16 protein-coding genes and 1 pseudogene are annotated in these 14,000 nt (G+C 41.1%); 11 read left to right on the forward strand and 6 right to left on the reverse strand.

The window, feature by feature from the left end; translation table 11 throughout:
- Positions 1–8: 8 nt before the first annotated feature.
- The 7 genes from BP896_RS01040 (at position 9) to BP896_RS01070 (ending at position 5,708) form a co-directional block, all read left to right on the forward strand.
- Positions 9–341, forward strand: a complete 333-nt coding sequence (locus BP896_RS01040; protein WP_291764759.1) for a hypothetical protein — start codon at positions 9–11, stop codon at positions 339–341.
- A 93-nt stretch (positions 342–434) separates the two neighbouring features.
- Positions 435–794, forward strand: a complete 360-nt coding sequence (locus BP896_RS01045) for a hypothetical protein (RefSeq protein ID WP_291764761.1) — start codon at positions 435–437, stop codon at positions 792–794.
- 108 nt (positions 795–902) lie between these two features.
- Positions 903–2,597, forward strand: coding sequence for a dihydroxy-acid dehydratase (ilvD, locus tag BP896_RS01050; RefSeq protein WP_291764762.1), 1,695 nt, complete (start codon positions 903–905; stop codon positions 2,595–2,597).
- 39 nt (positions 2,598–2,636) lie between these two features.
- On the forward strand, positions 2,637–3,545 hold the full coding sequence (locus tag BP896_RS01055) for an SDR family oxidoreductase (RefSeq protein ID WP_291764763.1): 909 nt from the start codon (positions 2,637–2,639) through the stop codon (positions 3,543–3,545).
- Positions 3,546–3,600: 55 nt separating this feature from the next.
- Entirely contained in the window at positions 3,601–3,948 is a 348-nt protein-coding gene (locus tag BP896_RS01060) for an arcadin 1 (RefSeq protein WP_291764765.1), read from the forward strand.
- Between the two features lie 43 nt (positions 3,949–3,991).
- Positions 3,992–4,660, forward strand: a complete 669-nt coding sequence (locus tag BP896_RS01065) for a 30S ribosomal protein S3ae (RefSeq protein ID WP_291764766.1) — start codon at positions 3,992–3,994, stop codon at positions 4,658–4,660.
- A 136-nt stretch (positions 4,661–4,796) separates the two neighbouring features.
- Positions 4,797–5,708: a 50S ribosomal protein L10 gene (locus BP896_RS01070; RefSeq protein WP_291764767.1), complete on the forward strand. Its 912-nt coding sequence runs from the start codon at positions 4,797–4,799 to the stop codon at positions 5,706–5,708.
- Here the strand turns inward: BP896_RS01070 and BP896_RS01075 are convergent.
- Positions 5,697–6,149, reverse strand: coding sequence for a hypothetical protein (locus BP896_RS01075; protein ID WP_291764768.1), 453 nt, complete (start codon positions 6,147–6,149; stop codon positions 5,697–5,699). The genes BP896_RS01070 and BP896_RS01075 overlap by 12 nt on opposite strands.
- 54 nt (positions 6,150–6,203) lie before the next feature.
- Entirely contained in the window at positions 6,204–6,851 is a 648-nt protein-coding gene (locus tag BP896_RS01080; RefSeq protein WP_291764770.1) for a metal-dependent transcriptional regulator, read from the reverse strand.
- Between the two features lie 147 nt (positions 6,852–6,998).
- Here BP896_RS01080 and BP896_RS01085 point away from each other — a divergent pair, with 147 nt between their 5' ends.
- Both BP896_RS01085 and BP896_RS01090 read left to right on the forward strand, forming a co-directional pair.
- Positions 6,999–8,174: a DUF1512 domain-containing protein gene (locus BP896_RS01085; RefSeq protein WP_291764772.1), complete on the forward strand. Its 1,176-nt coding sequence runs from the start codon at positions 6,999–7,001 to the stop codon at positions 8,172–8,174.
- Positions 8,175–8,180: 6 nt separating this feature from the next.
- Positions 8,181–8,474, forward strand: a complete 294-nt coding sequence (locus BP896_RS01090) for a hypothetical protein (protein ID WP_291764773.1) — start codon at positions 8,181–8,183, stop codon at positions 8,472–8,474.
- Here the strand turns inward: BP896_RS01090 and BP896_RS01095 are convergent.
- The 3 genes from BP896_RS01095 to BP896_RS01105 form a co-directional block, all read right to left on the reverse strand.
- On the reverse strand, positions 8,468–8,860 hold the full coding sequence (locus tag BP896_RS01095; protein WP_291764774.1) for a 30S ribosomal protein S8: 393 nt from the start codon (positions 8,858–8,860) through the stop codon (positions 8,468–8,470). The genes BP896_RS01090 and BP896_RS01095 overlap by 7 nt on opposite strands.
- A gap of 72 nt (positions 8,861–8,932) precedes the next feature.
- Entirely contained in the window at positions 8,933–9,223 is a 291-nt protein-coding gene (locus BP896_RS01100) for a hypothetical protein (RefSeq protein ID WP_291764777.1), read from the reverse strand.
- Positions 9,204–9,758, reverse strand: coding sequence for a hypothetical protein (locus BP896_RS01105; RefSeq protein WP_291764779.1), 555 nt, complete (start codon positions 9,756–9,758; stop codon positions 9,204–9,206). Before BP896_RS01105 ends, BP896_RS01100 begins: the two co-directional genes overlap by 20 nt.
- A gap of 162 nt (positions 9,759–9,920) precedes the next feature.
- Between BP896_RS01105 and BP896_RS01110 the strand changes: the two genes are divergently transcribed.
- Positions 9,921–10,973: a glycosyltransferase family 4 protein gene (locus tag BP896_RS01110; protein ID WP_291764781.1), complete on the forward strand. Its 1,053-nt coding sequence runs from the start codon at positions 9,921–9,923 to the stop codon at positions 10,971–10,973.
- A 189-nt stretch (positions 10,974–11,162) separates the two neighbouring features.
- Positions 11,163–12,500, forward strand: coding sequence for a translation elongation factor EF-1 subunit alpha (gene tuf / locus BP896_RS01115; RefSeq protein WP_291764783.1), 1,338 nt, complete (start codon positions 11,163–11,165; stop codon positions 12,498–12,500).
- Between the two features lie 485 nt (positions 12,501–12,985).
- Here tuf and BP896_RS01120 read toward each other — a convergent pair.
- Positions 12,986–14,000 (reverse strand): annotated as a pseudogene (locus BP896_RS01120) (aldo/keto reductase); the annotation flags it as partial.

The raw sequence follows: 14,000 nt of genomic DNA on the forward strand, positions 1-14,000 counted from the left end.
CTTAAATTATGGATACTGATATAGATGAGAGGTTACGTAGGAGGGTTCAATCAATCCACGGTAAGGTAATGGAAGCCTTCATGAGTGGTTCATGTGAAGGTATAGCCTTTGATTCAATAGTAAACTGTGTAAGGGGGCAATTAAGTAACGTGGGGTTAAGTGTCACTGAGGTTAAGCTACTTAACCTTGATGGCGTTGAAACCGGTAATCCTGATGAAGTTAAATATGTAAGGGCTGTGGCTAATGATGGGCAAGTGGACCACATATTCACGTTCGCTGTGGTTAAAAGGAGAGATGCATATAATGTACTTTACCTTCAGTCAGCAGTCAGCATAAAGTAAATTAACTACAGGGAGAAGGTATTAGAATTAATGAATACTAGTGGCTAATACTGGTATGCGAATATTTATTAACCAGGCGTTGAAGTAGGCTTAATGCAGCCTAAGACACCACGAGGAGCTTACTTGTTTTCATTGGCGGGTAGTATAATAATTCTAATCAGTGCAATTATTGAATTCGTGTTCTCAGCAGCGTTCACTTTCATACCATTTATTGGCTTAATAGGGATACCCATCGTTGTATTATCCATCATAGGGATCATAGTTAGCGTAGTAGCCCTAGTTCTATCAGCTAAGTTAGGTGGATTAACAAATGAGGATACTGTTCATGTAATAGGTGCAGTACTCCTAATCCTATCAATAGTAAGTTTCTTTACAGCACTAATGGGTGGCTTTGTATTGGGATTCCTACTACTGCTTATAGGTTCAATAATGGCCTTAACCTGGAAACCATAATAAGGAATTTCTACGAATTACTTATAGTAGTATGCTTAATGAGGGTAATTATCCTAATGCGCTACTAATACTTAATGCATAAAAACAGCAAATCATTAGGGCTAACATATGGTATCTATAAAGGTTAAAATCAGGAGTAGTGATAGGTATGATGGCGTCTTAAATGCCACTCACAGGGCCTTCCTGAGATCAATCGGCCTAACTGATGAGGATATTGCCAAGCCCCTAATGGCTGTGGCAGTGGCTTGGAGTGAAGCTGGCCCATGCAATATACACACCCTTCAATTAGCATCATACGTTAAGGAGGGTATTAAGGCTGGTGGTGGTACTCCATTAACTGTACCCACAATAGTTGTTAATGATAATATCAGCATGGGTACGGAAGGTATGAGGTATAGCCTAGTTAGTAGGGATGTTATAGCTGATACTATTGAGGCCCAGATTAATGCCCATGCCTTCGACGGCTTCGTTGGTATTGGGGGATGTGATAAGACTACGCCAGGGTTATTAATGGCAATGGCTAGGTTAAACATACCATCAATATACCTTTACGGCGGATCTTCCGAGCCTGGCTTCTACGGTGGTAGGAAGTTAACCATAGAGGATGTTCATGAGGCTGTTGGAGCCTTCATAGCTGGTAAAATTACTGAGGATGAGTTATATAATATTGAGTTAAACGCCCACCCAACCTACGGTACGTGCGCAGGTATGTTCACGGCCAATACTATGGCTGCGCTAACCGAGGCCTTAGGCATTGCCTTACCTGGAAGTGCAACTCCCCCAGCAACATCGGCTAGGAGGATTATTTATGCCCGTGAAACAGGCTTAGCTTTAATGAAGGTTGCTGAGTTGGGGATTAAGCCAAGGGATATAATGACTTATGAAGCCTTCGAGAACGCTATAACAGTCTTAATGGCGGTAGGTGGATCAACGAATGCTATACTCCACTTACTGGCAATAGCCCATGAGGCTGGGGTAAAGTTAACCCTAGATGACTTCGATAGGATATCAAGGAAGGTACCCTACATAGCTGCCCTTAGACCCGGTGGTGACTACGTACCAGCTGAGTTGGATCAGGTTGGTGGAATACCGTTAGTAATGAGTAAGTTATTGAAGGCTGGCTTACTTAACGGTAAAGTAATCACAGTAACCGGTAAGACCCTTGAGGAGAACCTTAGGGACTACAAGATACCTAACGTTGAGCATAGTCACATAGTTAAGGACCCATCAACACCAATTAAACCGTGGGGTGGTATAAGGATACTTAAGGGTTCATTGGCGCCTGAGGGTGCTGTTGTTAAGGTTGCTGCAACCAACATAATGAAGTTTGAGGGTAAGGCTAAGCCATTTAATAGTGAAGTTGATGCATTCCAAGCAATAAGGAGGGGTGAAATTAAGCCTGGGGATGTCGTAATAATAAGGTACGAGGGACCTAAGGGTGGACCTGGCATGCCTGAAATGCTGAGGGTTACTTCAGCAATAGTGGGTGCTGGGTTAGGGCAGGATGTTGCCTTAGTTACTGATGGAAGGTTCAGTGGAGCAACCAGGGGATTAATGATTGGCCATGTTGCTCCAGAGGCTGCTGTAGGTGGGCCAATAGCGGTTGTTGAGGAGGGTGACGTGATTATAATAGATGTTGAAAATGGTAGACTTGACTTGAAACTCCCTGAGGAGGAGATTAAGAGGAGACTAAGTAGGTGGCAGCCCCCGCCGCCAAGGTATAAGAGTGGGTTACTGGCTAAGTACGCCTCACTGGTATCCTCCGCATCAATGGGTGCGGTTACGTTACCTAGGATTCAGTAGATTATTAAATAGTTAAAAGGGGTTAGGTTCTTTAATACTATGAGCGGTAGGTTAAGTGGTAAGGTAGCTATAGTAACCGGGGGAGCTAGGGGTATTGGGGCTGCTGTGGCTTATAAGTTAGGGTTGGAGGGTGCTAAGGTGGTGATTGCTGATGTTCATGAGGAGGCGGGTAAATGGAGGGAAGAGTGGCTTAGGAGTAATGGCGTGGATGCCTTTTTCGTTAAGGCTGATGTATCTGTTGAGGATGATGTTAAGAATATGGTTAATGAGGCTGTTAAGAGGTTTAATGGGGTTGATATTTTAATTAATAATGCCGGAGTAGGCTTCAGTGGTAAGTCAATATTTGAGCAAAGCCTAGATGAGTGGAATAGGGTAATATCAATTAACCTAACTGGCGTATGGTTATGCTCAAAGTATGCTGGGCAGGAGATGGCTAAACGTGGCGGTGGGGTCATTGTTAATATTGCCTCCACCAGGGCCTTTCAATCAGAACCCAACACTGAACCATACTCAGCATCAAAGGGCGGCATAATTGCATTAACCCATTCCCTAGCCATTAGCCTATCTAAGTATAGGATTAGGGTAGTATCAGTGGCGCCAGGTTGGATAGACACCTCTGAGTGGCAATACCCACCTAGGAAGCCATCATTAAATCCCCTTGACCATGCTCAGCACCCGGCGGGTAGGGTTGGTAATCCAATGGATGTGGCTAATCTTATAGCCTTCCTGGCATCTGATGATGCATCATGGATAACGGGGGTTAACTTCACTATTGATGGTGGGATGACTGTTAAGATGATTTACATGGATCCAGACGTGTTAGGGAACTCAATAGGGACAATGGTTCAAGACTCTGAATTAGGGGAATTAATAATAAGGGCATTAATGAGTGGTGAAGCTAAGTTAATGGAATTAAAGAGGGCAATTAAGGCACTGCTTAGTTCATAACTCATGGTTAAACCCTGTGCGGAAAGTATATTAAGTGAATTAATGATACTTAACTATGGCTGGATTCAAAGGCTACGTGGTTAGCAAAACACTGATAATGGATCCCTTCGGTGGGAAGATGTTTAAGATCGATATTGTTGAGGAGAGGGAGAACCCTGGATTAGTGGCTACTGGTTCCGGTGAGTCATCAGCATTGAGTAGGGATATGCTGGAAATGATGCAGAATATCTTTAGGTCAATACCAATGCTTGGCCAAATGATTGGCGGTAAGGTACCGATACCTAGGGTAACGTTAATGCTGACTGAGGAGGAGATGGATGAGTTGGGTGGGAAGATGGATGTTGGCGAGTACGTTTACGTTAAGATACAGGGAGGGAAAATAACTATTGAGAAGGAGCAGTAATGCCCTTATGGTAAAGTTTTTAAACTAAGACTATGTAGGTTAAATGATGGCTCAAGCTCAACAAGCGGCTACACAGCAGAGGATACCATTGGGGAAGTGGGCGTTTAAGAAATGGCTAACCGTCTATACACCAGCATTCTTAGGGGCTCAGGCTATAGTTGAGATTCCAGTTGATGAACCCTCTAAGGCTATAGGTAGGAATGTTGAGACGACGCTATATGACTTAACTAAGGATTTATCACACATTAACGTTAAGCTGAGGTTCAGGGTTAGTGGTGTTGATGGTGATAGGGCCTTAACTCAATTTAATGGAATGGAGTTAACAAGGGATTATGTTAGGAATCTTGTTAGGAGAGGTTCAAGTAAGGTAATGGTAATTAAGGATGTAACAACCAAGGATGGTGGGAGATTAAGGATGGAGATTTTAGCAATAACCACGTATAGGTGTACTAGGACTCATAAGCATTTAATAAGGAGGTCAATAATGGATAGGTTAGATAAGTTAAGTCAGGAAATGGACTTTGATTCATTGATCAGGGATTCAATAATGGGTAAGATGCAGGTGGATTTATTTAATGTAGCCAAGAGGATATATCCACTTAGGAAGGTTGAAGTCATTAAGATTAAGGTGCTTGAATATCCAAAGAAGCCTGAGGCAAAGCCTCAAAAGGAGGCGGTTAAGGTAATTCAGGAGGCTGCTCAACAGCAATAGGTTTCATAGAAGTTAAATTTACCTTTCAACTTAATTAACCCTAATTCGCTACTAATGTGATGACGCATATTTAACTATATGGAATTAACTAACCTAAGTCGCAGTAAAGTTTTAATAATAATCCTTCAGAGTGTGAATGATGGCTAGTACTTCAGCTGAGCAGCAGAGATATGTTAGGGTTAAGCCGTATCCAGAGTGGAAGGTTAAGGCGCTTAAGGAGCTTGAGGAATTAATCAAGAAGTATAGTGTAATAATGATATTTGACTTAAGGGGGTTACCCGCATCAATGCTTCACCAATACAGGAGGGTTTTAAGGGAGTATGGTGTTGTTAAGATCTTTAGAAATAAACTATTCATAATAGCCTTAAGGAGGGTTTATGGTGATTCAGTTAACACTGAGGTTGAGAAGTATTTGAGTGGTGAGAATGGCTTCATATTCACTAATAAGAATCCCTTTGACCTTTACCGTATTATTGTAGATAATTCAGTTAGGAGATACGCTAAGCCTGGTGACGTACTTCAATCCGATATAATTGTCCCAGCAGGTAACACTGGCATTAATCCAGGTCCTGTGTTAAGTAGGTTCAGTAAGCTTAAGATACCAACACAGATTAGGGATGGTAAAATATGGGTTGCCAGGGATACTCAAGTTGCTAAGCCTGGTGATACAGTCACCCCTGAGTTAGCTGATTTGCTTAGGTTAATTAACGTTAAGCCTGTTTATGAATCGCTTAAGGTTAAGGCAGTATTACTGAACGCTAAGTACATAATTAAGGGTGAGGAGTTAGCTATAGACGTTAAGGCTTATGAGGATATGTTTAAGCAGGCTGCATCATGGGCGTTTAACCTTGCCGTCAACTCTGCATTACTAATTCCAGAAACGATAAGTGTGTTAATAGGTAGGGCGGTGGTTGAGGCACGTAACCTAGCGTTAAATGCCAACATACCCACTGCTGAATCAATAGGCCTCATACTGGTTAAGGCTCAGTCTCAGGCTAATGCACTTGCAGCAGTCTTAACCAGTAAGGCGCCTGAATTAGGTAAGTGATGTGCGGAGTATTAGGTTAATCCTACATTTAATATAATCGATAATATTCTTATCATGCTTAGCCAGCGTTATTAACCTAGCTAAGTCAATGATGTACACCCTATCATAATCTGGTAAATTACATATATTACCCATTAGGTAACCTAAGGCCTCATTAATCTTACCTTCATTAACCATGGTGAGGATTATAGGTAAAATACTCTTAATTTCACTACTTGCCTTTGGTTTAAAGTAAAGTAGGTAATTGTTTAATAATGGTTCACTTAACGCATTAACTTCACCCCTTAATATCCTACCTATAGTATCTTTTACCATGCTGCTGCATTGCTTATTCTTAACATTAGTTAAAATCTCCTTCAATGCGTCATTAATGCCAACTCCATTGCACATTAACTTAAGTAAGCCTTCCAACGCATTAATTAGCTCATCATTGCACTGCACCTGGGCACCCCCTATGTTTAATTTATTAATGTTCACTTAATCCTTAAGGTAATGTTATTTTACCTCAGCCACCATTATCCCTGAGGCTATGGATTCATCCACAATTATTTGCCTACCATTAACTTCAATAGTTACGTTACCCCTCCTCCTCCTTACAACTGTTAGCTTATCATTAATACTTAACTTATGTTGAATTAAGAAATTCAATACATTTTTTGATTCAGCCACATTAGTTATAATTACGTTACCTGGATAAGACCTAGATAGCCTTATTCCCTCTGGTTTACCGGTTATTGGGTTGCCATGGGGGCATGTCATGGGCCTACCGAGCATATTGTATATTCGGTCAATTACAGCATCATTAGCGTGCTCTAATTCATGGGCATATATGTGAACCTCAAGTATGTTGAAGCCCAGTATACCTAAGAATATTTCAAGAATCCTATGTTTACTAAGCATTTTACTAGCTATTTCATCGCCACTATTGGTTAGTGAATACACGCCTCTACTTAATTTAACAACGTAATTCTCGTTCTCTAAATGTTCTATTACCTTATGGGCTGTGGCAGGGGTTACACCAAGTTCATTAGCTATTAATGTTAATGATGCCTCCCCATAGAAGTCATTAAACACTTTAATAGCCATTAAGTAATCCTCCTTAGCTATCTTAGTGCTCCTAACCCCCCTAATATCCTTCACCACTATAGCTTAATTTTATACCCTATAAAAATAATGCACTAAAGTTTTAACCAAAGTGGAAAACAATTTAAAAATCAAGTCCCTAATTCATGAAGGGTACTTGCTTAAATACTGTGAAAACGTTTAATTACCCCACTACGTCCTTAGAGTGTGGTGTATACGTTGACTGCCTTAGGCATACTTCAAGTGTTTCAAGTAACACCAGTGAGTAGCCAGAGTACTCAACAATACATACTATACAATATTATCCTCTTAATACTATGGTTCGGAGTCTTCCCATGGTTTTATGAAACATTCCAACTATGGAGGTACCAGTCACAGGTCAGTGGCTTCTTAAATAGGTTAAGGATCTCAATGAATAGCAATATTACGCAGGTATTAGACTTCATAGCAAATAGGGTTAATGAGGATAAAAGGCTAATAGAAAGTAGGATAAGGGATTTAATGGAAATGGTTATAATAGAACCAACTAGCATGGAACCCGAGGGTTTAGTTAGGAAGTATAAGGCCCTCATAAACTCATATAATGATAGGCTTGAGAAGGACGTCTCAAGGCTCATACCTGCCATAAGTAATAGTAGGCCCATTATCCAGAATTTCACTAATGTTGTTGATGTGTTGAGGGAGTTGAATTTCATATATAAGGTTATTGATCATTACTACAGGTTGGCAATGAAGTACAAGAGCTATTACCTGCTTATTCAATTGGCAGCAATATTACCATTATTAAAGGAGGAGATTGATGCATTAAATGGTTCAGTGCCAGCATTCCTGAAAGGGCAGCCTATTGGTGATTCAGCAGGGCCATTAACCATCTTTAGGTTTAAGAACCTATGCAGTAACCTGGAGCCAATGGGTGATTCAGTTAAGGATACTTACATAGCCTCATGTAACTTTAAGGGTAGGAAAATATACTTAGTTAAGGCTGAAGGACCAGGTGGGACAGTGGGCCACTTGGATGATGCTATTAAGTACATTTATGAGAACATTAATGCTAGGCCAAGGCTAATGATAACGATTGATGCTGCCTTAAAGCTGGAGGGTGAGGAGAGTGGGTCAATAGCTGAGGGGCTTGGTGTGGCTATGGGTGGTATTGGTGTTGAGAAGTTTAACATAGAGTCAATTGCAACTAAGTATAATACGCCTATTTACGCTATTTTAATAAAGATGAGCATGCCTGAGGCCCTCAATGCAATGACAAAGCCCATTGATGAGGCTGTTAATAAGGTTATTGAAAGACTAGGTAAGGTAATTGACTCCTACTCGGATCCCAATGATGAAGTCATAATAGTGGGTGTTGGCAATACAATTGGTGTTGCCCAGTGACCATTAATGCTAATTAACATTGACTTATACACTGTGGTAATCCCAATACTGGTAACCATTGCAATTGCAGTAACGTTATTTTACGTTACATCAAAGGACTTGAGAAATATCATGGCATCAACGGTTTCCCGAAGAATAAGCGAGTACACAACCCTTAAATGCCCAACATGTGGTTACGTTAAGGTTAGGGAATTTAGGCCAGGTGACTATGTTGGTAAGGTTGAGGAGGAAAAGTGCCCTAATGATGGATCAAACCTAGTGATAATGGGTATTAGTAAGGAGGCTTCAATTAATCAGTAAACGTAAGCTACTAAAATACCCCCAACCTTATTTTCCCTAGCCTCCAAGTGGGATATCACTCCCTTAGATGTTGTTAATATTAGTATACCCACTTGCCTAGCCGGTAGGTACTTCTCCTCCCACTTCTGCAGTTCATTAACCTTAACATGGAACCTGGGCTTAATGGCGCCAATATCATTTATCTTACCTAGTAATTGAACAACGTACTTACCACCTCTCCCATCGTAAACATACTCAAATTCACCAACATAACCATACCTCTGCATAACCCTTAGCACATTACCAATTAGCTTCGAAGACGGCCAAATAATAACCTGCCTATCACCCCTGGACTCCGCATTCTTTATGCTTATCAACGCGTTAGATAAGACATCAAGCATGACCATGTGTCCTCAGCCCCAGCCCCCTATATATAAGCGTTTCCGTACTATGCACCAGCATTAGTATTCCCTATTAAACTAGCACTCAAGCCTATTTAATGATTTAACCAAGTCATTAAAGCTGCTATATGATGCAACAACCTTATCACCACATATCACATCTATCCTCTCTACATGATACGTATCAAGCACCACATGTGGCGGCTTCTGGAAGGCCCTACTCCAAGGTATCTTTAAACCCTCCATGTTAATTGCCTTGATTTCACCATCAATCATAATGAAGTTCTTAATCCCCCTAAACTTCACTAGAACCTTAATTCTCCTAGTCCTTGATGCATCTATTACCTGCTCAAGGTCCCTTAAGCTCACCAACCTGCCTCACCCTTAACCATTCCGCATCTCTTTGAGTAGGCTCTATTGTGAATGCCCTATAGTAGGTTAATGTCCCCTCTGAGCTCAATAGGGCTAGTATCAGCTTCATCCTATTCCTTTCAGCGTAATCAGTTAATTCAAGTAATTCCGTTGTTTTAATCCCCCTACCCTCATCAAGTATCTTAATCATATATTGGGGATTTGATGAGAGAGCATTCTTCTTCTTATCCCAAACAAGCATATCTATTTTACCATCCCTAACAGGCTTAACATATAATCCCCTATTCCTCAGGTCCAGGTAAACCACGAACCTTTCTAAATCACCTGAATGAAGTACATCACTTATTGAGACTTGCTTTCCATTAACGTAAACCTTAAAATCACCAGCGTATATTAAGTAAGCCAATTCTATTGGGTCTATTTTATCTGGATCAAGGGGCTTCTTATCACTAAGAAGCAGCCTAGATAATTCATCCTCAATAATGTAAAAATCCCCCACACTCTTAACCCTAAGAATCTTAACACTCTTCATGGTAAGTAATAAGCTATCTAATAAACTGGTTAAAAAACATTATTTAATAATTAATTGAGGCTCAATATAATGCGAAGTATGTTAATCCCTTTAGGCCATGGATTTAAGCCAGAGCCTTCTATGATTATTAATGCTTAATACCACCAGTGCAGTAGGTGATCAGTGCATGTAGCAGTAGCCTATGATACCTTAAGTAGGTGGGGTGGGCAGGAGTTGGTAACATACGCTATGGTTAAGGCTCTTAATGAAAGCGGATTCACTGTGGATATTATTCTACTCTTCAATGGAGGGATAGACCGCAGGATAAGTGATATACCAGCCCGGAGGATAGTGAGTGCATTTGAATATGATCCTAAATTACCTATACGTGGATTAATTAGAAACATTATAACAGGCATAATGAGTTTAGGGTATGATTTAACAATAAACACGGTTTACCATGTTATGCTTTGGCCATTCGATATAGGTTACTTAAATAACCCAGGAACATACATGCCACCCTACAGGCTTAGGAGGAGGGTTTTCCTAGAGTTTAATAGAATAGCGTTACCCATCTTAGGGCCTAGGCTACTTCTAGCTAACTCAAAGTGGACTCTTAATCAATTACCCTATAGGCCAAGGCTAAGTGGTGTGCTTTACCCTCCAGTAATGCCGCATCAATGCAGTTCATCGGGTAAGGAGGACATAGTGGTTACCGTGGGTAGAATAGCTCCTGATAAGAGAATTACAGATGCAATTAAAATAATGGAAACCACCTATGCTTATTACCCTAAGGCCTCATTCTACATTATTGGGCTACCCTACAATCAGGAGTACTTTAGGCGTGTTAAGGAGCAGGCTAAGCATGTTGAATTCATACTTGATGCCAGTGAGGAAGCTAAGTGGGACTACTTATGTAGGGCCAAGGTACTACTCCACACTGCAGTTAATGAGCATTTCGGCCTTGTTGCAGCTGAGGCCCAGTATGCTGGGGCAGTGCCTGTTGTTCATAAGTCAGGTGGCTTATGGAGTGACATAGTTAAGTATGGTGAATTTGGGTTAGGGTACTTAAGCAATAATGAGGCTGTTGAGTCGATAATTAGGCTGCTAAGTAATGAGGAGTTATTTAATGTGTACAGTATGAGGGTTAAGGAACATTCAATGTTATTCACCTATAAGGCATTTAAAAGTAGGCTAATAAGCTACGTTAAGTCGTTAATTCAACCTGAGCCTTAATGGCCGCCCATTAATAATAGGCAGCTAAATTAAGTACTTAGAGTTAGTAGCCCTTACTAGTTAAGAAATGATAAATGGGCCGGTTTTCAGTGAAGTATTATTAGAGTTATGAGTGGGAGCTTACGGTTTAAGCATATGTATTAAGGGCCTATTCAGTTAAATTTTTAAAGAGTAGATTAATGGCTTCTATTGATGAGCATAATAAAGAACCCTACTGAGAGTGCATTGAAGAAGCCTCACCTAAACCTAGCTATAATAGGGCATGTGGATCATGGTAAGTCAACATTAACAGGTAGGCTACTGCTTGAAACAGGTTATGTTGATGAGAAGGCATTCGCCGAGCTTGAATCCGAGGCTAAGAAGCTAGGTAAGGAGGACTTCGTATATGCTTGGATAACCGATAGGCTTAAGGAAGAAAGGGAGAGGGGTGTCACCATTGAGGCCATGCACATAGGCTTCGAGACGCCGAAGTACTTCTTCACGATAATAGACCTACCTGGCCATAGGGACTTCGTGAAGAACATGATAGTTGGTGCAAGCCAGGCTGATGCAGCTCTATTAGTTGTTTCAGCAAGGCCAGGTGAATTTGAGGCTGGTATTGGTCCACAGGGGCAAACAAGGGAGCACCTATTCCTAGCTTGGACACTTGGTATAAGGAACCTGATAGTTGCAGTTAATAAGATGGATGTTGTTAATTATGATCAGAAGAGGTATGAACAAATAAAGAGTGAGTTAACTAAGATACTCAAGATACTTAGGTACGATGTTAATAAAGTACCCTTCATACCTGTAAGTGCAGTAAAGGGCGATAACATTAAGGCTAAGAGCAGCAACATGCCTTGGTACAATGGTCCAGTCCTACTGGAGGCTCTTGACTTAATTGAACCACCACCAAGGCCAATTGATAAGCCGCTTAGGTTACCCATCCAGGATGTATTCTCAATAACAGGCGCTGGTACTGTGATAACTGGTAGAGTTGAGTCAGGTGTGGTTAAGGTTGGCGACACAGTTGTTGTCTTACCACCAGCTAAGGTTGGTGACGTGAGGAGTATTGAAACCCACCATATGAAGCTTGAGGAGGCTAAGGCAGGTGACAACGTGGGTATTAACGTTAGGGGCTTTGAGAGGCAGGACCTAAAGAGAGGTGATGTAGCTGGCCATTTGAACAATCCACCAACAGTTGCTGAGGAGATAGTGGCGAGAATAGCAGTCCTAGAGCATCCAACCACAATAGGTGTAGGGTACACCCCCGTAATGCACGTACACACGGCAACTGTACCAACCCAAATAATAGAGTTAATATCAAGGCTAGATCCGGCCACTGGGCAAACTGTTGAGCAGAAGCCTCAATTCATAAAGAGAGGCGACGTAGCAATGGTTAGGCTTAAGCCACTTAAGCCAGTTGTTGTTGAAAGGTTCTCAGACCTACCTGCACTGGGTAGGTTCTCACTTAGAGACATGGGTAGAACCGTGGCGGCTGGGCAAATAATAGAGATTAAACCAGCTAAAGTTGAGATAAAGAGGTAATGGTGAAAAATACCCTATAGGTATTTTAAATTAACGTAAATTATGCCCCTTCTAATAAAATACCAGGGTTACTTAAAGTCATTATTGAAGCGAGTAATTAATAAAAATACTGATATTCAACACCAGTGGTGATTAGTGAGTAGGGGTGCTTCTGAGGGCATGATGAATTGAACCCGGCATGACCCTAATTATTATATTTTAAATTACTAAGTAATGGAGCATTACTCAAACACTAAAGGCCTCACTTTTAGGGATTGTGTTGTCTTCAAAATGAGCGTACATACTTTCCTTCTCCTTAATTTCTTTTAACCCAATTATTCTCGTGTGAATACGCATATTCCTGCCCCAGTTGCCAGTGTGGGTGAATTTCATGATCCCAAGAACAGTAGAACCATTTAATACACCAGTAAACACAACATTAAACATTCACTAGGAGGCTATCACATAAGACTCCCCCAACAACCCCCAATCCCTAGGCGAGGAGATCATTGGGTTAATTTAATTATCCTCTCGTACTTAACCTCCCAATTAATCTTAGCCATCTTAGAAACTTCATCTAACCTCTTCATCACGTCACTACTTAACTTAACATTAATGCTTCCCACATCATCCTCAAGTTGAGCCACACTTGTGGCACCTATTATTGGAATTATAGTAACCCCCATTTCCTCCGACTTCCTTAAAATCCATGCTAACGCTAATTGAGCATCAGTAACCCCTAATTCCCTTGCCAACTCATGGAACTCCCTCATTGCCTTTAACGTTTCTGGAGTTAAGTACCTCCACCGTATTTCATCGATGTAACTTGCCCTGGACATTTCAGGTATACCATTAAGGTACTTTCCTGTTAATACTCCCTGGGCTAAAGGAATGTAGGCCATTATGCCTAAACCGTATCTACTGGCTAATGGTACCTTATCCTTCTCAATATCCCTCTCAATGAGGTTATATGGCTCCTGCATGGCTATGAATGGTAAGTGAATTTGCCTTGAGTAGTTCACAATATACTCTATGTCCTCTGGGTGGAAGTAACTTTCACCAATATAATTAACAAGACCCTGAGTAACCAGGTCCTTTAAAGTATCTAGGGTTTCTTCAATTGGTGTGGATGGGTCTGGCCTATGCATTAAGTATATATCCACGTAGCTTATTCCCATTCTACTTAGTGATTCCTTAATCTGCCACNNCTAGATAAGCCCTCACCATTAGGCCAAGGAGCCATCCTGAATCTAACCTTGGTTGCAATGACTAAGGACTCCCTATCATAGCCCTTTATTGCCTTACCAAGTATCTTCTCTGCATTACCTGCATGAATGTAGTCTGGCCCAGACATTGTCCCATGATATACGTTAGCTGTATCAATGAAATTAATGCCTAAATCAATAGCCCTCTTAATTACCCTAACAGCCTCATCCTCATCAACCTTATAAACACCATACTCATCCCTAACCCTAGAAGGGGGAAGATGCCACGTACCTAAACATAATTGCGAAACCTTAA

Source organism: Caldivirga sp. UBA161 (assembly GCF_002506515.1).
Classification (GTDB): Archaea; Thermoproteota; Thermoprotei; order Thermoproteales; family Thermocladiaceae; genus Caldivirga.

Coding starts and splice junctions, on each gene's coding strand:
- BP896_RS01040 (WP_291764759.1), top strand. CDS start 9: ATGGATACTGATATAGATGAGAGGTTACGTAGGAGGGTTCAATCAATC.
- BP896_RS01045 (WP_291764761.1), top strand. CDS start 435: ATGCAGCCTAAGACACCACGAGGAGCTTACTTGTTTTCATTGGCGGGT.
- ilvD (WP_291764762.1), top strand. CDS start 903: ATGGTATCTATAAAGGTTAAAATCAGGAGTAGTGATAGGTATGATGGC.
- BP896_RS01055 (WP_291764763.1), top strand. CDS start 2,637: ATGAGCGGTAGGTTAAGTGGTAAGGTAGCTATAGTAACCGGGGGAGCT.
- BP896_RS01060 (WP_291764765.1), top strand. CDS start 3,601: ATGGCTGGATTCAAAGGCTACGTGGTTAGCAAAACACTGATAATGGAT.
- BP896_RS01065 (WP_291764766.1), top strand. CDS start 3,992: ATGATGGCTCAAGCTCAACAAGCGGCTACACAGCAGAGGATACCATTG.
- BP896_RS01070 (WP_291764767.1), top strand. CDS start 4,797: ATGATGGCTAGTACTTCAGCTGAGCAGCAGAGATATGTTAGGGTTAAG.
- BP896_RS01090 (WP_291764773.1), top strand. CDS start 8,181: ATGCTAATTAACATTGACTTATACACTGTGGTAATCCCAATACTGGTA.
- BP896_RS01095 (WP_291764774.1), bottom strand. CDS start 8,860: ATGGTCATGCTTGATGTCTTATCTAACGCGTTGATAAGCATAAAGAAT.
- BP896_RS01105 (WP_291764779.1), bottom strand. CDS start 9,758: ATGAAGAGTGTTAAGATTCTTAGGGTTAAGAGTGTGGGGGATTTTTAC.